22 protein-coding genes are annotated in these 21,272 nt (G+C 64.1%); 17 read left to right on the forward strand and 5 right to left on the reverse strand.

All coding sequences use genetic code 11. The features are described 5' to 3' along the window. Window positions 1-21 precede the first annotated feature (21 nt). From IIB36_00745 to IIB36_00800, 12 genes are all read left to right on the forward strand, one after another. The gene (locus IIB36_00745) at window positions 22-1,359 is read left to right on the forward strand and encodes a cytochrome c (protein ID MCH7530271.1); all 1,338 of its coding nucleotides are present in this window, start codon (window positions 22-24) and stop codon (window positions 1,357-1,359) included. Between the two features lie 490 nt (window positions 1,360-1,849). Next, window positions 1,850-2,368 carry a hypothetical protein gene (locus IIB36_00750; GenBank protein ID MCH7530272.1) on the forward strand — a complete coding sequence of 173 codons (519 nt, stop codon included), beginning with the start codon at window positions 1,850-1,852 and terminating at the stop codon, window positions 2,366-2,368. A 198-nt stretch (window positions 2,369-2,566) separates the two neighbouring features. Then, window positions 2,567-3,637: an enoyl-CoA hydratase/isomerase family protein gene (locus IIB36_00755; protein MCH7530273.1), complete on the forward strand. Its 1,071-nt coding sequence runs from the start codon at window positions 2,567-2,569 to the stop codon at window positions 3,635-3,637. After that, window positions 3,634-4,425 (forward strand): enoyl-CoA hydratase/isomerase family protein, encoded by a 792-nt coding sequence (locus tag IIB36_00760; protein MCH7530274.1) that lies wholly within the window; start codon window positions 3,634-3,636, stop codon window positions 4,423-4,425. Before IIB36_00755 ends, IIB36_00760 begins: the two co-directional genes overlap by 4 nt. Next, entirely contained in the window at window positions 4,425-5,624 is a 1,200-nt protein-coding gene (locus IIB36_00765; protein ID MCH7530275.1) for a 2-hydroxyacyl-CoA dehydratase, read from the forward strand. Before IIB36_00760 ends, IIB36_00765 begins: the two co-directional genes overlap by 1 nt. A gap of 2 nt (window positions 5,625-5,626) precedes the next feature. Then, window positions 5,627-6,976 (forward strand): 2-hydroxyacyl-CoA dehydratase, encoded by a 1,350-nt coding sequence (locus tag IIB36_00770; protein ID MCH7530276.1) that lies wholly within the window; start codon window positions 5,627-5,629, stop codon window positions 6,974-6,976. Beyond that, entirely contained in the window at window positions 6,976-7,794 is an 819-nt protein-coding gene (locus IIB36_00775) for a 2-hydroxyglutaryl-CoA dehydratase (protein ID MCH7530277.1), read from the forward strand. The genes IIB36_00770 and IIB36_00775 overlap by 1 nt, the downstream gene beginning before the upstream one ends. Continuing rightward, entirely contained in the window at window positions 7,791-8,588 is a 798-nt protein-coding gene (locus IIB36_00780) for a 2-hydroxyglutaryl-CoA dehydratase (GenBank protein ID MCH7530278.1), read from the forward strand. The genes IIB36_00775 and IIB36_00780 overlap by 4 nt, the downstream gene beginning before the upstream one ends. Then, complete coding sequence (locus IIB36_00785; protein MCH7530279.1) at window positions 8,585-8,884, forward strand: hypothetical protein; 300 nt, start codon at window positions 8,585-8,587, stop codon at window positions 8,882-8,884. Before IIB36_00780 ends, IIB36_00785 begins: the two co-directional genes overlap by 4 nt. Beyond that, the gene (locus tag IIB36_00790) at window positions 8,881-9,903 is read left to right on the forward strand and encodes a zinc-binding dehydrogenase (protein MCH7530280.1); all 1,023 of its coding nucleotides are present in this window, start codon (window positions 8,881-8,883) and stop codon (window positions 9,901-9,903) included. Before IIB36_00785 ends, IIB36_00790 begins: the two co-directional genes overlap by 4 nt. Next, window positions 9,900-10,883 carry a hypothetical protein gene (locus IIB36_00795; GenBank protein ID MCH7530281.1) on the forward strand — a complete coding sequence of 328 codons (984 nt, stop codon included), beginning with the start codon at window positions 9,900-9,902 and terminating at the stop codon, window positions 10,881-10,883. The genes IIB36_00790 and IIB36_00795 overlap by 4 nt, the downstream gene beginning before the upstream one ends. Window positions 10,884-10,889: 6 nt before the next feature. Then, entirely contained in the window at window positions 10,890-12,278 is a 1,389-nt protein-coding gene (locus IIB36_00800) for a tryptophanase (GenBank protein MCH7530282.1), read from the forward strand. A gap of 460 nt (window positions 12,279-12,738) precedes the next feature. On the opposite strand, the gene IIB36_00805 is transcribed toward IIB36_00800, so the two are convergent. From IIB36_00805 to IIB36_00820, 4 genes are read right to left on the reverse strand one after another with little or no spacing between them, the layout of a single operon-like run. Then, entirely contained in the window at window positions 12,739-13,467 is a 729-nt protein-coding gene (locus IIB36_00805) for a hypothetical protein (GenBank protein ID MCH7530283.1), read from the reverse strand. A gap of 27 nt (window positions 13,468-13,494) precedes the next feature. Then, window positions 13,495-14,259 carry a hypothetical protein gene (locus IIB36_00810; protein ID MCH7530284.1) on the reverse strand — a complete coding sequence of 255 codons (765 nt, stop codon included), beginning with the start codon at window positions 14,257-14,259 and terminating at the stop codon, window positions 13,495-13,497. Between the two features lie 42 nt (window positions 14,260-14,301). Continuing rightward, the gene (locus IIB36_00815; GenBank protein ID MCH7530285.1) at window positions 14,302-15,696 is read right to left on the reverse strand and encodes a sigma-54-dependent Fis family transcriptional regulator; all 1,395 of its coding nucleotides are present in this window, start codon (window positions 15,694-15,696) and stop codon (window positions 14,302-14,304) included. After that, window positions 15,693-17,498, reverse strand: a complete 1,806-nt coding sequence (locus tag IIB36_00820; GenBank protein MCH7530286.1) for a HAMP domain-containing protein — start codon at window positions 17,496-17,498, stop codon at window positions 15,693-15,695. The genes IIB36_00815 and IIB36_00820 overlap by 4 nt, the downstream gene beginning before the upstream one ends. 348 nt (window positions 17,499-17,846) lie before the next feature. On the opposite strand from IIB36_00820, the gene IIB36_00825 reads away from it, so the two are divergent. The 5 genes from IIB36_00825 to IIB36_00845 are packed head-to-tail and all read left to right on the forward strand — an operon-like array spanning window position 17,847 to window position 20,810. Then, window positions 17,847-18,260, forward strand: a complete 414-nt coding sequence (locus tag IIB36_00825) for a hypothetical protein (GenBank protein MCH7530287.1) — start codon at window positions 17,847-17,849, stop codon at window positions 18,258-18,260. 18 nt (window positions 18,261-18,278) lie between these two features. Next, window positions 18,279-18,455, forward strand: coding sequence for a hypothetical protein (locus IIB36_00830; GenBank protein ID MCH7530288.1), 177 nt, complete (start codon window positions 18,279-18,281; stop codon window positions 18,453-18,455). Window positions 18,456-18,472: 17 nt separating this feature from the next. Continuing rightward, window positions 18,473-19,222, forward strand: coding sequence for a hypothetical protein (locus IIB36_00835; GenBank protein MCH7530289.1), 750 nt, complete (start codon window positions 18,473-18,475; stop codon window positions 19,220-19,222). Window positions 19,223-19,233: 11 nt separating this feature from the next. Next, the gene (locus IIB36_00840; protein ID MCH7530290.1) at window positions 19,234-20,373 is read left to right on the forward strand and encodes a hypothetical protein; all 1,140 of its coding nucleotides are present in this window, start codon (window positions 19,234-19,236) and stop codon (window positions 20,371-20,373) included. Between the two features lie 20 nt (window positions 20,374-20,393). After that, window positions 20,394-20,810 (forward strand): cytochrome c, encoded by a 417-nt coding sequence (locus tag IIB36_00845; protein ID MCH7530291.1) that lies wholly within the window; start codon window positions 20,394-20,396, stop codon window positions 20,808-20,810. Window positions 20,811-20,825: 15 nt separating this feature from the next. Here IIB36_00845 and IIB36_00850 read toward each other — a convergent pair whose 3' ends face one another. Beyond that, window positions 20,826-21,224 (reverse strand): DUF302 domain-containing protein, encoded by a 399-nt coding sequence (locus tag IIB36_00850; protein ID MCH7530292.1) that lies wholly within the window; start codon window positions 21,222-21,224, stop codon window positions 20,826-20,828. Between the last annotated feature and the right edge of the window lie 48 nt (window positions 21,225-21,272).

Consider the following 21,272-nt stretch of genomic DNA (forward strand, 5'->3'; position numbering starts at 1 on the left):
CATCGCAAGAGGAGAAGCATCATGAACGGAGTGAACACAAACGACGAATCCCGCATGCGGTGGAGTCGGTGGCTGGCGATGCCATTCCTGGCCGCCGTCGCGCTGCTCTCATTCCAGGGCGACGTCCTGGCTCAGGAGGGCGGTGAGGTCACGTTCTCGAGGGACGTCGCCCCAATCCTGCAGGAGAACTGCCAGCAGTGCCACCAGGAGGGTGCCATCGGTCCGATGTCGCTGATGACGCATTCAGACGCTCGGCGCTATGCACGGCGCATCCGCGACAAAGTGTCCCAGCGGCTCATGCCGCCCTGGCACGTGAACCCGCACATCGGCATCCAGGACTTCAAGAATGACGGGTCGTTGACCGAGGAGGAGATCGCGACCATCGTGCAGTGGGTAGACGCAGGCGCCCCGGAGGGTGATCCGGCCGACCTGCCGGCACCGGTCGAGTGGCCCACGGGCGAGCACTTCCTGATGCTCCCGAAGCTCGGGCCGCCCGATCTCGTGATCAAGACCGACCCGTTCGACGTCCCCTCCCACGGAAACGACCAGTGGTGGCGACCTACTGCCGAGACGGGGCTGAAGACCGACCGCTGGGTCCGAGCGGTGGAGGTACTGCCCTCCTATCCGCTGGGGCGTGGGGTCACGCACCACTTCCTGGCGACCGCGGTGCAGGAGGAGAGCATTGGCGGACTGCTGACCGAGTGGGCGCTCGGCAAGGTGGGTGAGGAATATCAAGAGGGGACCGGGAAGCTGCTGCAGGCCAACGGGAAGATCCGCTTCGAGGTCCACTACTACCCCAACGGCACGGCGGCCCCGGCCGACCAAGTGTCTCTGGGAATCTGGCTTTACCCCGAGGGCTATGAGCCGGAGTTCCCGACGGTGCTGAGGATGTTCAACGTCGCCCCACAGCGCACTCTGGAGATCCCTCCGCACTCGACGCCGATGTACGAGAACGAGTGGGTCATGCAGGACCCCGTTCGCATCCAGAGCTTCCAAGCCCACTTCCACCTGAGGGGGAAGGGGGCGTCGATGGAGGCGATCTACCCGGACGGACGGAAGGAGCTGTTCAGCGTCATCGACAACTTCCAGTTCAACTGGCACACCAACTACATCTACGCGGACCATGTCGCGCCGCTTCTGCCGAAGGGCACGGTCCTCAAGTTCAACATGTGGTACGACAACACTGCGGACAATCCGACGAACCCCCATCCCGATGATTTCGTGACGTGGGGCGACCGGGCGGCGGACGAGATGGGACACATGTGGATCGGTGTCACGACCCTCACGCAAGAGGCCTACGACAGGCTCGTGCTGGAGAGAACAGCCCGCGTAGCGGCTGATGAAGGAGAGAACAACTAAGTAAGGGGCATCCTCCAACACGATGCGAGAGGATGGGTGCACCGATCGGTGCACCCATCCGGCCCCCCCCCGAGTTGACGCATCCCGCGTCCGTGCGTAGAGCTACTTCGTCGGAACAAACTGCGGCCCGGCAAGGCTTTCGCCTCACCGGGCCGATTGGGTGCCTGCGACCCTCCCGCCAACAGGCAACCCAGAGCCGACCTTGCGATCGGTCAGTCAGGATAGACGAGGCGCGTCGCCGACGCTGTGGGGAAACACCGGTGCACGGCTGTGGGGGAAATCCCGACGGATGACGGTTGGGCATCCGCAGGGGAAATTCCCCACACGGGCCCGCGGGAGATTCCCGAGATCGTGCCGTGAAGGGAATTGGTAGCGTTCCATTGTCGAGCGCCGGCATGCGGCGATTCCGGGCCGGTGCACGACCAGCCGTTCACTGCTCCGGCTGAGGGCAGCCGAAGCAGTCATGCTACTGCTATTGGAGGGCAACGGAATGAGACCCCTACACCGACTCGGCGCCTGGACACTCCCCGTTTGCGGTCTGGCGATGCTCATGGCTCAGGGAGTAGCCGGTCAGGATGTCGACCAGCAGGCCACCAGATGGTATCCCTACCTCGACCGCCAGCACGACGCGGCCATGGCCCACTACACTCCCTCCAAGGGGGGTCTGGAAGAGGCCGCCTGGAGACATGGCCTCGTCTCGCTGCTGCGTACAGAGGACGACGCGCGGCGCTTTGAATGCCTGCTCCAACAAGCCCAAATACTCCATGCGTTGGGCCATGCCGACGCATCCCGGGCATACCTGGAGGAAGCGGCTCAGCAAGCTGAGGCAACGGGTGATACGTACGGCGCGGCCATGACCTTCGTCGACGCGGCGATCGTGGCGCAGGAGACAGGAGACGGTTGGTCGGCTCGCGAACTCGCCGGGAAGGCAAGGGCTTTGGTCTCCTCCCCCAACCTGGACATCAATCAGCGAGCGGCAGTTCTGAGGCGGTTGGATCCAGGCTGGTAAACGTTCACTGGAGCCCGTGTGGCGGGTCCGGCGGAACCGCCACGCCGAGGCAAAAAGGGCAGACTGGGCGTTGGTGCAGTGGTTCATGCACCAACGCCATCGCTCGAATGACCTGTATGTCACTTTTGCACTGAGGCGTGACCGCTCCCGAAGCGCCTTCGAACACCAGGTCGGCGCCCGCCGACGACGGAGGACAGGATGGGACTCTTCGACACCCGCCCGGCTGATGACTTCGCTTTTGAGAATATCCTCTACGACAAGCGCGATTGGGTCGCGCGAATCACGCTCAACCGACCGCACAACTACAACGCGTATTCGACACCGGCGTTAGAGGAGCTGGCCACTGCGTTCCGGGACGCGTCCTTCGACGACGAGGTGGGCGTCATCGTTTACACCGGAGCCGGCGACCGCGCTTTTTGCACAGGCGGCGACGTGAAGGAGTACGAGGCCCTCTACACGACGAAGCCTCGCGACTACTGGAAGTACATGGGGCTCTTCCAGGCGTACATCGAGAGCATCGTGAACTCGGGCAAGCCTGTGATCGCGCGCCTGAACGGGATGGCGGTCGGCGGCGGGAACGAGTCTCAGATGGCGTGCGACCTGGCCGTGATGGCTGAGCACGCCTGGATCGGTCAGGTAGGCACTCGGGTCGGCAGCGTCGCAGCAGGCGGCGCGACCCAGTGGCTGCCGATCATGATTGGCGACCGACGGGCCCGTGAGATGTTGTTCTTCAACGGCCAGATCCCCGCGCGGCAGTGCTTGGAGTGGGGTCTGGTCAACCGGGTCGTGCCGTCGGTCACAAAGGACGGCGACTTCGTCGAGGGTGCCACGGAAGCGGAGATCGAGAAGGCGCGCAAGGGCCAGGACGGCTACGCCATCAACCTGGATCGACTCGACCAGACCGTAAGCGAGCTCGTAGAGAAGCTTCTACTTCAGTTCCCCGAGTGCGTCCGCTATACAAAACAACAGGTGAACTTCTGGAAGGATCTTGCCTGGCACGGGACCATCGGCCACGCCCGCGACTGGCTCTCGACGCACTACACGAGCCGGGAGCCTTGGGAGGGTATGCGGGCCTTCGTGCAAAAGCGGCCGCCGCGGTACATGGAGATCCGGCAGGACGCCGCGGAGCGCGGTTCGAGCGAGTTCCTGTGGGGGCCTCCCGCGGCTTGTTGCCCCGCCTGCGGAGCCGAGGGGCTCCCGGCCGGCTTCCAGTTCTGTGGAGCGTGTGGTGAAGCTCTGGCACCGGTCGGGGTCGAGGCCGGACCATGACCGCCGAGGTGGACGGTGGGCGCACCTTCCAACACATGCGACTCGAAGAGGACGGCGCCCTCCGGGTACTCTTTCTGGATCGGCCACCGCTCAACGTCCTGGACATCGTGATGCTCCAGGAATTCGCTAGCGCGGTCTCCGACGTCGGCCGGGACCCCAACGCGGCCGTGTTGCTCATCACCGGCGAGGGGAAGGCGTTTTGTGCCGGCGTGGATGTCGCGGACCATGCCGCGGACCGGGTGGATCAGATGATCGCCGTTCTTCACCACGCGCTGACGGGGCTCATGGAGCTCGACGTCCCAGTCATCGCCGCGCTCAACGGAGCCGCGTTGGGTGGAGGGCTCGAGCTCGCGCTCGCATGTGACGTGATCGTCGCTCGGGAGGACGCAAAGCTCGGTCAGCCCGAGATCCGCTTGGGTGTCTTTCCTCCCTTCGCCGCAGCTGTATTGCCCCGCCTGCTGGGTCGGGCGCGCGCGCTCGACCTCTGCCTCACCGGTCGGACCTTCACGGGGAGGGACGGGCTCGGTCTGGGCCTCGTGCAGCACGTCTACCCGGAAGAGGGATTCTTCGAGGCCGCGCGCACATACGCACATCAGCTGGCCGATCTCAGTCCCCCCGTTCTTCGGCTGACCAAGCGTGCCATGGTAGAGGGGCTCGAGGTGTCGCTGGCGGAGGCTCTCCGAAATGCCAACCGCCTCTATCTCGACGACCTCATGCGCCTCGACGACGCGCATGAGGGCCTCGCGGCCTTCACGGAGAAGCGTCCGCCCGTGTGGAAAGGGGCGTGATGAAGCAGGCACCTCAACCTAGAGATGGCCGCGCTTTCGTTCAGCTACTCGACCTTCCGTTCGAGGCGGGCCTCGACGAAGTCCTACACGAGTGTCGCGAGGTCTTGGAGGACTACGACTTCCCGACGGTCCGTCGGTGGCGTGAGAACGGCGGCAAGGTGCTCGGTCACTTCCAGGTGTATTTCCCCGAAGAGCTCGCGCACGCCGCCGGTGCTCTGCCGGTGAAGATCCGGGGGGCGCCCGTGGAGCGGGAGTTGGCCGACTCGCGCTTCGGCTCATACCTGTGCTCCATCCTCCGGAGCTCCCTCGAGATCGCCATGTCGGGTCGTCTCGAGATGGACATGTTCATCACCCATCCGATCTGCGACGGCGCCCGGAACCTGGCGGGCATTTGGAGCCGGAACCGGCCCGAACCAGCGCGGATCCTGTACCTACCGCAGAACCCGAATTCCGCGTTCTCCGCGACGTGGCTGACGGGGGAGTACCATCGTGTGCTCACCGAGCTCGAGCAGGTCACGGGTCACGGCGTCACCGGCGAGGAGCTCCGCAACTCCCTCGACGTCTTCAACGAGAACCGGCGCCTCCTGCGCGAGCTGTACCAGGTCAAGAGAGAGACCCCGTGGCTTCTCCCGATGCACGAGGCGTACGTGCTTGTGGCTTTGGCCGGGTTGATCACACGTGAGGAGCACAACGAGTTGCTGTCGTGGGTGTTGCCGCGGATCCGTAGGCGGGACCGCCACCGGCAAGACAAGATCCGCGTCGTCTTCGAAGGCGGATTCTGTGAGCAGCCACCGCTCGATCTCCTGCGGGAAATCGCGCAGTTCTGCTACGTGGTCGACGACGACTTCATGATCGGATTCCGCTGGATCCTGTCCGACGTGCCCACCGAGGGAGACCCGGTCGCGAACCTCGCGACAGCCTATCTGGACGACTCGTCATACAGCCCAGTCCAGCACGATCTCCGGAAGCCCAAGGAAAAGATGCTGCTGGAGCGGATCCGCAACGCGGATGCCGAGGCCGCGATCGTGTCCGCCGCGAAGATGTGCGAACCCGGTCTCGACGAGCAGGTCGCCTACTCCCAAATGCTCGACGAGGTGGACATACCGCACTTCGTCACCGAGTTCGAAGAGCGCATGAGCTCGTTCGATCACTTGCAGATCCAACTCGAGACCTTCGTCGAGAATCTTCTATTCGAATGACAATGAACGCGACTCCATCGAACGAACTCCTCGGGCGTGGGGCCCGAGACGGCGGCATTCTCTTCCGCGACTGGTACGACCAGCTCACTGCCGCCGCCGCCAACGGCGAGCAAGCCGCGTACGTCTTCGTCATGGGGAGTTTGGCGGAAATCCTGCGGACCTTCGACCTGCACACGGTCTTCCCGGAGATCAACTCGCTCCAGACCGCGGTCCGCCGCTGCTCCGACGAGTACCTGAGCCTCGCCGAAGACCACGGATTCAGCCCCGACGTGTGTGGATACCTGAAAGCCGACTACGCGCTGCAACTGCGGCATGGTGAGCACCCCATGGGCACGATCCCACCGCCTTCGATCGCGGTGCTCACCAACGCCTGCAACACCTACCTCAAGTGGGGCGAAATCTGGGAGCGCATGTACCACATCCCGATCGTGACCGTGGACGTGCCCGGGAGCCGCTCAGCCCAGCGAGCCGGTTCTCCCGATCCGGAGGAGGCACGCCGGGACGGACAGTACGTCGCGTATCAGATCACGGAGTTGATCGGTCACCTGGAAGAGTTGACGGGCAAGGCGTTCGATGTCGACCGGCTACGCGAGGTCCTCGACTACACCAATCGCATGGGCCGCGCCTGGCGGCGTGTCCTGGAATTGAATCGCAGCCGACCCGCTGTCTTCGACTCGATGATGGAAGGAACGATCTTCCTAGGTGTCGCCAACGCGCTCCGGGGCACGGAAGAAGGCGCGGTCTACTTCGAGAATCTCGTGGAGGAGATGAGCTACAAGGCGAAGCACGGGATCAGCCCGCTCGTGGGTCGAGCACACCAGCACCGGCTGATCTTCGTCGGTGTACCGTGCTATCCGATCTTCCGGCGCTTCTACCAGATGTTCAGCGAGTGGGGGGGAGTCTTCGTCAGCTCCACGTATACGTGGTTCGCCTCCGGAGGACTCAACCTGGACTTCGAGTACGACCTCGATCACCCGTTGGAGAGCCTCGCCGAGGGAGTGCTTCTGAGCGTGCAGCGGGCGGGCGACTCCATGCTCTTCCACGATCGCTTCCTGCTCGAGTCGATCGACGACTTCGCGGCCGACGGCGTCGTATACCACCCCGTCAAGAGCTGCCGAACGGTCTCCACCGGCTTGGCCGATAGCCGTCGCGTCGTTCTCGCCGCACGTGACGTGCTCTGCCTCTACATCGAGTCGGACATGATGGACAAGCGGGTCGTGTCCGAGGCTCAGCTCAAGAACCGCATCGACGCGTTCTTCGAGGGACTCGAGTCCCGCCGCATCCGCAAAGCGTCCGGGACCCCCGTCGCGGGAGCCGCGAAACCCGCCCCGGCCGCTCGAGGAGGACGCTGATGTCCTATGCCGCTGGAGTGGATGTCGGATCCACGCAGACCAAGGCAGTCGTGATCGACGAAGCGCAGGCCATCATCGGACGCGCGCTCCTACCCACAGGCGCCAACGTCGTGCAGGTCGCAGAGCATGCCTTTCAGGAAGCCCTGGCTTCCGGCGGCGTTCACGAAGAGGACGTGGGTTTCGTGATCGGTACGGGGTACGGTCGCTATCGCGTGGAGTTCGGTGACGCGCAGATCACCGAAATCGTCTGCCATGCCCGGGGAGCCGCACACATGTTCCCCGAGACCGAGACGGTGCTCGACATGGGAGGCCAGGACACGAAGGCGATCCGCATCCAGAAGGGTGGCGACGTGATCGACTTCTGCATGAACGACAAGTGCGCGGCCGGCACTGGACGATTCCTGCAGTCGGCTGCCGCCGCGCTCGAGCTCGAACTCGATGATCTCGGACCCATGACACTCCGGGGCCAGCGGCCCGTGAAGATCAGTACCACATGCACCGTTTTCGCGGAGTCCGAGGTGCTCTCATGGCTCGCGCGCGGCAAGAAAATGGAGGACATCCTGCTCGGCGTGCATCGCTCGATCTCGTCACGTTCGATCGCGCTGCTACGCCGCGTCGGCATTGAAGGCGAAATCACGTTCACAGGCGGGGTGACCAAGAACGAAGCCATGGTCGCCGTGCTCGAAGATATGCTCCACACGCGACTGAACGTGAGCGACGAATCGCACTTCATCGGAGCGCTGGGGGCCGCGCTTCTCGCGCTGGAGCGGCTCGAGGCTGCTCAGGTTGACGCTCTCACCGGGGAGGTCGTCACTTGAAGTACTACGCTGGGATCGATGTCGGATCGACCTACACGAAGGCGGTGTTGATCGGGGAGTCCGGGGGGCTGGCAGCAACCGGGATTCTCGCGACAGGCTTCAAGCTCGACGATGCGGCTCGGGCTGCGTTGCAGCTCGCGCTGGAGGAAGCCGGAGGCAGGCGCAGTGACGTACGATTCGTCGCGAGCACCGGGTACGGGCGCACCCAGGTCTCGTTTCGAGACGTGCAGGCGACCGACCTCACCGCGCAGGCGTGGGGCACGCGCTACCTCTTCGCACGTACGCGCACTGTACTCGACGTGGGCGGTCAGACCATGAAGGCGATCCGGCTGGACGACAGGGGGCGGGTCCGCTCCTTCCGGCTGAACGACAAGTGCGCGGCGGGGACCGGCGCCTTTCTCGAAAAGACGGCCCACTACCTCGGATACAGCATCGAGGAGATCGGCCCGCTCGTGGAGTATGCGAAGCATCCAGTCCCGATCTCCGGCGTGTGTGCGGTCTTCGCCGAGTCGGAGGTGATCAACCACTTGAGCAACGGTGTCCAGCCTGCCGACATCATGCACGGTGCGATGGAGTCCCTCGTCGAACGCTCGGTTCGGCTCATGAAGCGTGTGCAGATGGAGCCGCAGTTCACGCTGGTAGGCGGCATCATGCGCTTCTCGACTATGGTGCGCGTCATGGAGGAGCGGCTGGGAGATCAGGTCAACGTACCCTCCGAGAGGCTGGTGCAGTTCACCGGAGCCCTTGGAGCGGCCATCCTGGCGCAGCGCCGTTCGGAGAAGCTGGCGGCATGAGCGAGATGGGGCCGATGACCCCCGCGGTCGGCATGCCGGACGCGGAGGTTTCGGAGGTGCGACGTGCGCGGGACGCCGAACTCGCCAACGCCGGATGGGCTCGGCGCTTTACGGGCTCGCCGCCTCGACTCGCGGAGATGAAGCAACTCTATGAGTTCATTGGCCAGGAGGTGCTGCTCGACGATGTGCTCCCTGGTGAATTGGCGCGGGAGTGCGAGGGGTGCGCCCTCGCGCTGGCGTTGTTCAAGGTCATCTACACACGGCGCTCCGATGCCGCGCACGGGAGTCGCACGTGAGGGCCGCTGTCTTCCACGGTCCCGACCGGCCGATGAGGGTCGAGGAGATCCCCACACCCTCTCCGGGTCCTGGCGAAGTGCTCATCCGCGTTGCGGGATGCGGTGTGTGCCACACCGATCTGCACTACATCGATCATGGCACGCCGACGTTCAAAAAGCCGCCCCTGGTGCTCGGTCACGAGATCTCGGGAACGGTCGAAGAGGTCGCGGCGGACGTGACCCGGCACGGGGTCGGCGATCGCGTCCTGCTCGCTGCCGTGACCAGCTGCGGGGCCTGTGATGCCTGCCGTGAGGGACGCGAGAACATTTGCGCGAATGCCCAGATGCTGGGCAACAACGTCGACGGTGGATACGCGGAGTACGTGGTCGCGCCGGCGAAGGACACGTTCGCTCTGCCCGAACAGATCCCTCTCGAGGAGGGCTCGATCATTGCCGACGCGATCACCACTCCCTATCACGCGGTGGTCAACCGCGGGCGGGTGCGTCAGGGCGACGCAGTCGTGGTCTTCGGATGTGGAGGAGTGGGCCTCAACGTCGTGCAGATGGCCGCCGCGATGGGGGCTCGCGTCATCGCCGTGGACATAGCGGCCGACAAGCTCGCCTGGGCCGAGAAGCTGGGAGCGGAGGCGATTCTGGATCCGTCGAGCGTGGACCAGGTCGACAAGGCGCTCCGGAGTCTCACCGGAGGCGGGGCCGATGTCGCGTTCGAGGTTGTCGGGAAGCCCAGCACGCAGGAGCAGGCGCTGGCGTCGTTGAAAACCGGTGGTCGTGCGGTCTTCGTCGGATACAGCGCCGACGCCATGACGCTCAACGCCGGTCGCGTGATGTTCCGAGAATTGGAGGTCGTGGGTTCTCTGGGCTGCCGACCCGTCGACTACCCACGGGTCATTGAGATGGTACGTCAGGGCCGCATTCAGCTCACCCCGCTCGTCACTCACCGCTTCCCGCTCGAACAGATCGAAGCGGCACTCCAGACCCTTCGCTCCGGGGACGCGATCCGCGTGGTCGTGACGCCGTGAGCCCAGCATCACGTGCTGTGGCAGCGGCGCCGCTGTGGGCGGCCGCACAGTGGATCGGTCTAGCACTCACGCCAGTGCTGCTCGTCGCGCTGGTATTCTGGCCCCGTCCGGCGCTCGAACTCCTGTGGTACGTCGTGATTCCGGTTCTTCCTGCCACGTTCCTGGTGAGTGCTCAGATCTGGAGGAATGTCTGTCCCCTCGCGACGCTGAACACCCTTACTGGAAATCGAATCGGCTCACGCCGCCTCGACGCCTTGTGGATGCGTAGCATGGGTGGAGCGGGGGTTTTGCTCCTGACTGTGATGGTTCCGGCGCGGCGTTTCGTCTTCAATACGGACGGACCCGTGCTCGCGCTTACTGTCCTGGCGGTCGCGCTACTCGCGCTGATCGGCGGCATCTTCTTCGACAAGAAAGGTGGGTTCTGCAACGCTGTCTGCCCGGTGCTTCCCGTAGAGCGCCTCTACGGACAGCGGCCCCTGCTGCGTGTCCCAAACACGCGGTGCCAGCCGTGCAGCTCGTGCACGCGCATCGGCTGCCTGGATCTCGCACCCCAGAGGTCCGTCTTGCGCATGCTGGGTGAGGCGTACATGAGCAGGCGCTGGGTTGTAACCGCCTACGGTGCGTTCGCTCTCGCGTTCCCGGGCTTCGTGGCGGCGTACTACCTGCTCGAGGACGGACCGCCGTCGACTGCACTCCAGGTGTACGGATCGGTCCTGATCTGGTCGGCCGGGAGTTGGCTCGCGCTCTCGACTGTCTTCCTCCTGCTGCGGGTGCCGTCAGCGCGCGCGTTGCTCCTCTGCGCGGCGTTGGCGGTGGGTCTCTACTACTGGTTTGTGCCGGCGGGCATCGCCGGCACCTTCGGGCTGCCGATGAGCTTCACTTGGGGTGTTCGAGCCCTGACGTTGACGCTGGTCGGCTTCTGGCTCAGCCGGGCGTTGGTCGACCCGCCGCGCGCCCGGCAGTACCCCCCATCACGGTGATCTGACGTGACTCGAATCATCGAGCCGTTCCGCATCAAGGTCGTAGAGCCGATCCGGATGACGACCGCGGCCGAGCGCCGGTCTCACCTCAAGGAAGCTGGCTACAACGTGTTCAAGCTGAGGGCCGAGCACGTACTCATCGACTTGCTCACCGACTCGGGCACCGGGGCCATGAGCGCCGAGCAGTGGTCTGCGATGATGCGCGGTGACGAGTCCTACGCCGGCAGCACTTCGTGGTATCGCTTCGAGAAGTCCGTCCGAGACATCTTAGGGTTTCGGCACGTGATTCCGACGCATCAAGGTAGGGCCGCGGAGAGGATCCTGTTCTGTACGATCTGTCGAAGCGGCCACGTCGTCCCGAATAACACGCACTTCGACACGACCCGTGCGAACATCGAGGCCACGGGAGCGGAGGCCCTCGACCTCCCGGTGGCTGAAGGCCTGGTCCCCGCGGAGTCGATCCCGTTCAAGGGCAACATGGACGTCGCGGCTCTGGAAGCTCTGATCGAGGAGCGAGGCGCCTGTCAGATCCCGATTTGCATGATCACGGTCACCAACAACACCGGCGGCGGCCAGCCGGTTTCGATGGCCAACATCCGCGCGGTGAGCGAGACCTGCCGCGCGCACGGCATCCCACTCTACCTGGACGCGTGCCGCTTCGCCGAGAACGCGTTCTTCATCAAGACTCGTGAGGACGGCTACGCGGACGCCTCCGTACGCGAGATCGCTCAGGAGATGTTCTCCTACGCCGACGGCTGCACCATGTCCGCGAAGAAGGATGGACTGGCCAACATCGGCGGATTCCTCGCGACCAACGACGAGGTTCTGGCCAAGCAGGAGCAGAACCTGCTGATCCTGACCGAGGGCTTTCCGACGTACGGCGGCCTCGCCGGGAGGGACCTGGAAGCGATCGCGGTGGGCCTCGAGGAGGTGTTGGACGAGGACTACCTGAGGTACCGCATCGAGGTGACACGTTATCTCGGGGATCACCTGACGGAGGGCGACGTCCCCATCGTGCAGCCGCCGGGTGGGCACGCCGTGTACATCGACGCTGCGGCGTTCCTACCGCATGTGCCGCCCAAGGATCTGCCGGGTCAGTCTGTCGTGTGCGAGCTCTACATCGAGGGTGGTGTGCGGACGGTGGAGATCGGGACCGTGATGTTCGGGCACCCCGACCCGAAGACCGGCGAAGAGGTGCCCTCGAAGCTGGAGTTGGTCCGCCTCGCGATTCCGAGACGCGTCTATACGAAGAGCCAAATCGATTACGTCATCGACGTGACGTTGGCGGTATGGGCGCGCAGGGACTCCATCGGCGGCTTCCGTTTCGTGGAGCAAGCAGCCGTGCTACGGCACTTCACCGCCCGATTCGAGCCTCTCTACCGGATGGACTCCTGATCTGACAGTTGCCGAAACTCGACGCAGCAGAGCATACACGAACTGCTGTGTGGCCCCTGACGGGGTCGTATGGTCTTCGCTCCCGGACCCGACAAGACACACTCCGTCGCCCAGCTCCCTCGCGACATCCTCGGCCGAGCACCGAAGGACGTCCAGGCCGCTGCACCGGTGCGGCCCATTGGGCCCAAACGTAGCGACGATGACGTGGCCGCCCTCAGGGACCGACCGGTAGAGCGAGTCCCGATACAGAACGCGATCCGCAGGATCAACGAGGAAATGGAAAACCGCGCGATCGTGCCAGAGATCCCTGGTACCAGCTCAGTTCGTCTGGCCGGTGTCGCGCGTAGACCTCTTCCCAGTGTTCCCTCCTGCTCACCTGCCGCCCCCGGAGCAACTGATCCATGAACCGCCTTCTCGGTCCCACGGCTGTCCCACGCCGGTCCCCTCTACCTGTAACGCTCTACCTCCAGGTCACTTCCATTGCGAAGAAATGATCGAAGACCGCCCGCGTGGGGTTGTTTCTGTCGTCCCCCTCGGGGCTGCGAATGAAGAAGTCGAGTTGGATCATCGCGGGATTCACGGCGCCCGCCGCGGAGCTCTTGTTCAGGAGCGGATAGTTCACCTCCAGGGTTTCCCGGTCGCGCATGCCCTGCGTCACCATGAAATGTATCTCATAGTCCTCATAGAGCGTCGCGCCGTTCAGGGTCGCGTGACCAAACCCCCAGCCCGCCACATACAGAAGTGTCTTGGGCCAGTTGGTATCACCGCAGCCTGAGTCGCCGTGCTCGAAGATGAAGGCGGCGATTCCTCCGTCCTGACAGGGGCTGAATTCATTGAATCGATCCATTTCAATGGACAACTCTCCCTCCGGGACCTCCAGCCGCGCCACGAACCGCCCGGTGTTGCCGATCTCGTTCACGTCGATCTCGACCGTGCCACCGACGGGGTGCACGCCCGCTCCGTCGTTGCCCATGTGATCCCACCCAGCCGCGTCTCGGAGACTTCCGACCTGGTATACACGGCCGGCGGAGAGCACCCAGCGGCCGTCGTAGAGATCGTGCTGTTCGGGCGTGTACAAGGTCATGGCAGCGCCCGGCTGCCTCCGCGGCGTGGCCTCCTGGCCCTCGGCAACCCCGCCAAAGAGGGCCCCAACGGTCCCGAGGAGCATGAGAGCAGCTGTGCCTTTCATGGCGCGCCTCCAGCCTTTCGTTCGAGTCTAGGGTCGAGAAGGTGTGGGTTCGTACTCGATGTCGAGCCGCACCGTCTCGTTCGATCGAATCTCAACCTGAACCTGCTTTGTGCCCAGCGTTTCATGCCACAGCTCCAGTGTATAGCTCCCCGGCGGGATTCCGGAGATCCGGACGAAGCCGAGCTCGTCGGAAACCGCATGAAAGGGGTGGACATCCACTCGAATGTAGGCTCGCATCCAGCCATGGACATCACACAACACCACGATCATGCCCGGACGCCGGAACACTCGGGAGACGGTCATTCCTTCCACCGGCAGCGCTATGTTGGACCTGAGGGGACCGTAGTAGTGAGTGTTGTGCATGACCGGGTCACTGTTCTTCGCCACGATCGTGTCCCCCACTCTCGCTACCGCCACATGGGGAGCGAACCGACATTCGCGGTTGTCGATCGCGAGCCGCTGCGGAGGTCCGGCAGGAATCCGATCCTCGGGGACGTCGAGCAACGCCGCGATCACATGCTGAACGCCTCGAGAGTCCGCCGACAGCACCAAGTCCTCGAGGGTGTGTTCGAGACCGCATGCCTCTGGATCTGTCGTGTTCCTTATACCCGTCGGTGCCGGCCGGGACTCACCTGCTAGACGCACATAAACTTCCAGCGCACCCGTAGGGGCGACCTGCGGCTGTCCACTCCGGGCAGCGAAGCCCGGCTGCTGGGCGGCACTCATCGGAGGCAGCGTGGCCAAAGTGGCCAGAACGGCAGGCGCTGTGAGCGCGATGTACCGAGCCTTCATTCTTCGTGACCTCCCGATCAGGGGCCTCGCATCCCCTGTCCTTCAATCGCTGTCCGGCCTCTCCAGAGCCAATTCGTGCTTGTCCGCCCGATACCGGAACGTGTCTCGACTCATCCCCAACAGGCGCGCCGCGCCAGACTTGTTGCCGCCGGTACGTTCGAGGGCCTGACGGATCAGATCACGCTCCACCGCATCGAGGTCCACCCCCTCCGCGGGCAGAACGAACACCCCCGACTCTTCGGCTCCAGCGGCACCGGTCCCTCGGATCTCCGGTGGAAGACTGGCGACTTCGATGGTCTCACCGTCCTCAAGCAGCAGAATACGCTCCAGGACGTTGCGTAGTTGCCGCGAGTTTCCCGGCCAGGCATGAGACTCCAGGGCACGCAGCGCATCCGGGACCAGCAGTCGGGTTTCCAGCCGCATCTCGGTGCAGAGAGTATCGATGAAATGCAGGGCGAGCGGCGCGATGTCCTCGGGACGATCGCGAAGCGGTGGGATTTCGATCGGGATCACGTTCAGGCGGTAGAAGAGATCTTCCCGAAAGTCGCCGTCCGCCACCGCTTGCTCGAGGTCACGATTGGTCGCGGTGATCACGTGCACGTCGATCTCGATGTCTTTCACCCCACCCACACGCCGTAGCTTATGGTTTTCCAATACTTGCAGGAGCTTGGCTTGCGCCGCCTTCGGCATGTCCCCGATCTCGTCGAGAAAGAGCGTGCCCCCAGTCGCCAGTTCGAACAGACCGGTCTTTGCCTCCCGGGCATCGGTGAAGGCACCCGCCTCGTGGCCGAACAGCTCGCTCTCCACGAGGGCCTCGGGGAGCGCCGTGCAGTTCACGTTGATAAAAGGCCGGTCCCGGCGTGGTCCGCGGGCATGGATCGCACGCGCGATCACATCCTTGCCCGTACCACTCTCCCCGCGAATGAGTACGTTCGCGGGACTCCCGCGGAGCGCGAGGCGCGTGATGAGCTCGACGACCCTGCGCATCGCGAACGAACGGCCGACCAACGTGACGTCCCGGAAGCGCCACGCGCTGCCCTCGCGGTATCGTCCGACTTCGCCGGCCAGCCGGTACTTTTCAAGCGCTTGATCGATGAGAAGCAACAGTTCCGGTAGCTCGATCGGCTTCTCGAGAAAGTGGTAGGCGCCGGCCCGGACCGCCTTCACCGCGACTTCGACCTCGCCGTAGGCACTCATCATGATGACCGAAATCGTCGGATCCAGCTCACGAATCTTCGTGAGCACGTCGAGTCCCGAGCCATCGGGCAGACGCAGATCCAGCAGGACCAAGTCCGCCCGGTCACTGACCAGGCCCTCGAGCAGATCCGTGCCCTGTTCATACGTCCGTACCTCGAACCCCTCGTCCTCGAGGTGCTCTTCCAGCCAAAGGCGGATGAGCATCTCATCGTCGCAAACCGCGATCGCTGCTCGACTCATGAGGGCACCTCCGCCGACCGGGCGTCGAGAGGCAGTACGATCGTGAAGCAACTTCCCTCGCCGACGGTGGAGTCGACGTCGATCCGGCCCTGGTGCTGTTCGGCGATCCCTCTCGTGATCGACAGGCCCAGACCGGTGCCGCTGTGTCGCGTCGTATAGAACGGCTTGAAGAGCGCTGCTAGGTTCTTCTGCTCAATGCCGGGGCCCCGGTCTGCCACGCGAATTCCCAACTCGCCGCTGGACACGAAGGTCTGCACGTCGATGGGGCTGCCTTCGCCAGAGAACTGGATGGCGTTGAGGACCAGATTGACGACGGCCTGGCCGAGCAGCTCGGCATCCGCCCACACGTGCGGGAGGTCCTGCCCGAGATCTACGCGAATCGGGATTCCACTCTTCCGCGCCCCCGCCTCCACGAGCGCGAGCGCCCTCCTCACGACCTCGTTCACGTCGGTCGACTCCAGCTTCGGCTCCCTGGGGCGCGCGAACGCCAAGAGGTCGCGAACGGCGCGCTCGATCCGGTGAAGCTGACGCTTCATCTCCGTGGTGATCGGCGTGAGATCCGGCTGGTCTTCCACGTGTCTGAGTACCAGGTCGAGTCCGTTCGAGATTCCCACGACGGGGTTCTTGATCTCGTGTGCGATGCCGCTGGCCAGCTCTCCGACCGTTGCCAACTGCTCGGCGCGCTCGATCTCTCTCCGGTGGAGTCGTTGGATCCTCTCCTGGTTTGCCGCCAATTCCGTGGCCATCTGATTGAAGGCCTCGCTCAGTTCGCCGATCTCGTCTCCGCCTCCCTCGGGAACCCGTACCGCCAGGTCACCGTCCGCAAGTTTGCGCGTTGCGGCGAGGAGCCTGCGGACTGGCGCCGCGATCCCACCCGCCAGACCCCAGCCCGCCAGCACCACCATCAGCGAAAACACCCCACCGAGCACCCACGAGAGACTTCGGAGACCACGAAGCTCGCCCAGTGCATCCGCCTCGGGGACCTCGGTGACGAAGAGCCAGGAGTAACGAGGCAGGGCGGCCGACGCCCCAATGACGTCGACGCCCCCTCTGTCGATGTAACGATCCGTGCGCCCGGGTGGCGCGCCGACGAGGGGGCTGTCCAGCGGGCGGTCATACCGGAGAGGACCATGGGGATGCGAGACGAATACAGGGAGTCCCCGATCATCGACGATAAACGACTCGATCGCGCCCGCGACGTGCTCGGGGATGTCCAGAAACCCCTCCCCGCGGCCGAGCAGCACTGTGCCCGCGAGATAAGCCGCAGTCGCACCACCGGCGTCCGTGACCGGAACGACGAACCTCAGCATGGGCGGGGAGTCCGGCCCGGTGGAAACCAGCCCGAACGGCGCGGCTCCATGGGGAGACCACTGCTCGACGGGATGCCCAGCACTCGATGAGGCGTACGCCACTCCATCCGGCTCGAACAGCGCAAATGCGTCGAAGTGCCCGGATTCCTCGAGCTTGCGCTGCAGGTATTCGGTCGTCGCCTCAGGGCTGGCGGCTGTGCTCATGCCGGGATTGGCAGCGGACGTGGCGCGCTCCGCCGCGGCCTGGAGGAAGCGGTTGCCGCTCGCGACGGCCTCCAGATAAAGACGCTGCTGCTCGATCCGCTCCTGAACATGCGACGCCTGGAGGTCCGCGACGCCGGCCACGTACCGTTCGACCAGGCCTCCCACAATGTCCCGCGAGCGAAGGAAGCCCATGGCGTTCGATCCGAACAACGGCACCAGGGAAACCGCCAGGAAGGCCGCGAGAAGCCGCCTCCTGAGCACACCTTCTCTCGCAGGTACGTTCTTCATCCGTGCGCAAAGTCGTTCTGGGAGCCCGTATCAACGAATCCGAGTATGCGTCCGAGCCCACGCAAGCACTGGGCCGAGCGCCCCGGGTTGTCCTCTTGTCCTTCTCCCTCCAGGAGGATCAAGCTCTGGACCGTATATCATAGTGGGTTAAATCACCCTACGCCATCCGGAATTGACTCGGTAGTTGGGGCAAATGGCCCGCCATGGCGCTCTATCTGGGAGCGTCATATCCTCCTAAGACGGTAGACAACAACAGGTTAGGGGCTATACCCACGCCCGGCACGCAGGTTGCACCTCTCGAAGGCGTCACTGATTTGAGTGACACCACTCGAGAAAGGGAACCGCACGATGACTCGCATGATCGCCCTCGCCGTAACCTTGGTACTCGTGGCCTGGGCCCCACCCGGACAGAAGGAAGCACCCGACGTCGGGGACGACCCGCCCCGGGTGATCACGGTCCAGATGGTGGACAAGGGAAGCACGCAGTGGCGCTTCGAGCCCTCGGAGATCCAGGTGCGCCTCGGAGACGTGGTGCGCTTCGTACAAGCCGACGTCGCTCCCCACAACGTGCAATTCAAGGACGTCCCCGCGGACGCCCAACTGGGCGTCGCGATCATGGGTCCGTTCTTGATCCAGAAGGGCGATGTCTACGAAGTGGAAATAGACGAGCGCTTCGTGCCAGGACTCTACAAGTACGTGTGCACGCCACACGAGCCCTTGGGGATGGTGGCGCAAATCGAAGTCGTTCCGGGCGACCGGTAATCACATAGGAGACCAGAGATGATGACAACGTTCAGAAGGGGGATTCCGCTCCATTCCGGCCAGCTATTCCGACTGATTCCGGTCACCTATTCCGACCGATTCCGGCCACCCGTTCTGACACAGAGGTTCTCCATGCGCAAGATCAAGCCCCTGGCCATGGTGGCACAAATCAAAGTCGTTCCGGGCGACCGGTAACCCATAGGAGACTAGAGATGACGACAACGTTCAGAAGGGGGCTGCCAGTCCTGGCCCTGCTGACGGGGGCCGCATGCGTGGACAATCCCGTCCTCGCCCCCCACGACGATCACGGGGAGGAGCTCGACGTCGCGCTGACTTTCTCCGAGCAGCATCTGGCGACGCTGACCGAGCTCGAGATCGAGGTCGAGATTACGGGTCACGACGGGGCATCAGACACCGATTTCATGGCCGTCGCCGTCGAGTTCAAGCTCGAGGGTGAGGAGATTTGGGTGGCGCGAGAGCTGGAGCTCCACGGCAGCCACTTCAGCGCCGAACACACGTTCTACTCGAGTGGCGAGTACGAGGCACGGGTCGTGGCGCAGCGGCACGGTGCGGACCACTCCGAGACCATCTTCGAGCGAGACGGCCACCTCGAGGTCGAGCGCATCCACAAGGAGGTGGGCGAGTTTCGGATCGAGATGGAGACTTTCCCTGGCCACCTACACGAGGGTGTCGAGGCGGAGGTGAAGTTCTGGATTCTGGAGGCCTCGGACGGACACGGGAGCGGTCACTCGATTGGCGGGTTGACCGCGGACATCCACCTCTCGCACATCGATAGTGGCGATTCCATGTCCCATCGCGCCGAGGAGCACACGACCGGTGTGTACGAGGCGCACCACGTGTTCGCCGAACATGGGGAAAACGAGGTTATGATCGAGTTCGAGGATGAGCACGGTGCACACCACACAGCCGCGTTCCGTGTCCATGTCGACGACAGCCACTAGAGGAGGCGACCATGCGATTCCAGACGATTCGAGTGGCGATCCTGGCCGCGTGTCTCAGCGGCCTGCCATTCACTTCTCTCGCGGGACAGGGTCAGAGCATCTTCGTCCTGAGCGGATACGGAGACGCTACGTACGAAGCGGCCGCGACCAGCGACTACCCCAACGATTTCTCAGCTTCCGTGAGCCCCATCTTTCTGTACACGATGGGCGGGAACATCCTCTTCGAGGCCGAACTGGAGTTCGGGCTCTCGGGGGCTGCTACGACCACCGGGCTCGGGTACGCCCAGATCGATTACCTCGGCTTCGAGAGCGTGCAGATCATCGCCGGTAAGTTCCTGCTGCCGTTCGGGATCTTCGGCGAACGCCAGCACCCCACGTGGATCAACAAGTTGCCCACGGCACCGGTGCTGTACGGGCACGCGCATGGCGGCGTCGCCGAGGGTGCGCTCCTCCCCATCATGTCGGACGCCGGAGTGATGATGCGGTGGGCAAAGCCCTTCGCCTCGAAGTGGGCGCTCGACTTCTCGGCTTACGTGACACAAGGCCCACGGATCGCGACCGAGGAAGCGGCCGGAGACGACGGGCACGATGATGTTCACGCCTCCCCCCAGGTCTCACTCCTTTCATCGGAGCCGGAACACGGCGACGCGGTTCCGGCACCGCCCGTGGCCTTTGGCACGTCGTTCGCCGACAACAACAAGAACAAGATGCTCGGGGCGCGCATCGGACTGGTTAAAGGTCCGTCGTTCGAGGTGTACGCGTCCGGCTTCCACGCGATGTACGACGAAGGGAACTTCCTCGACTTCAAGGGCGGGGCGCTCTCCCTGGAGTGGAGGCGGGGCGGATTCGAGTTCCGAACCGAAGGCGTCATCACGCGTCAGGAATTCGAGGGCGATGATCACTTCGAGACCCTGAACCGCGGGGGATTCTACGCGCAGGCGTCGAAGAAGGTCGGCCAGTGGGAGCCGGTCGTCCGGTGGGGTCGGTTGGTGGACAGCACCGTGGACGGCGTCGAGGTGATCGAGGGCCACAACGAAGTGGCCTTCGGCTTGAACTTTTGGCTCGAACCCACCGTGCCGGTGAAGTTCGCGTACGAGTTCCACCAGGGTCGCGACGACCGCCTGTACATCCAGTGGGCGTACGGATTCTAAAGCAAACGGAGAACAGAACGATGACGAAGAGAGCATTCGCGTGGGCTGCCGCGCTGGTCTTGCTCCTGCCGGTCTCCGCGGAGGCCCAGCAGGATCCGGCGAAGATCGGTGAGGGAGCCCTGGTCTACGCGGCAAACTGTTCGCGCTGCCATAGCCCGCGATCCGGGACCGAGCGTACCGACGACGAGTGGGTGGCGATCATCGCCCACATGAGGGCACGGGGGAACCTGACCAAGAGCCAGGCCGGCGCCGTGCTGGCGTTTCTTCAGGCGACCAACCTGCCGGAAGGAGGAGCGCCGCGGGGGACGGCGTCCGCGTCGGTCATTCCAACGAACTCAGTGATGCCGTTGGAGCTTCGAGCACTCCTGATGCGCTGGCAAGCGTCCCAGGCTACGAAGAAGCCGGCTTCGCCGATCGGGAGTGGCCCGGGACGCTAGAGCCGGGACGGACGTTCACCGGATCGCGGCGGCCACCCGGGTCAGCCGCTGCTTCGCCTCCTTGGCGACCTCCTGCATCGCCGGCAGCTCGCCGAACGACGCCTGCCCCATGATCAGAGCGGGGTCGATGAATCGAACCAACGACGACGACGGGCCGGCTTCTTCCACGGTGACGTTGCAGGGAAGGAAGAGACCCACCTCCGGACTCGCGTTGAGAGCCTTGAACGCGAGCGCCGGATTGCAGGCACCGAGAATCGTGTACTTCCGGAATGACACACCGAGCTTCTCGGCGAAGGCATCGTGAAGGTCGGCTCGTGTTAGCACGCCGAAGCCCTCTGCCATCAGTGCGTCGGTGACACGGTCCAGCGCCTCCGCATAGGGAAGCGAAAGCTCGACGAAAACGGAATCGCCCATGGAAACCTCCGTAGTTGGGATGTGACCGGCGACGCTTCGCACCCTGTG

Source organism: Gemmatimonadota bacterium, from assembly GCA_022560615.1.
In the GTDB taxonomy this organism is placed as follows: domain Bacteria; phylum Gemmatimonadota; class Gemmatimonadetes; order Longimicrobiales; family Gaopeijiaceae; genus UBA1138.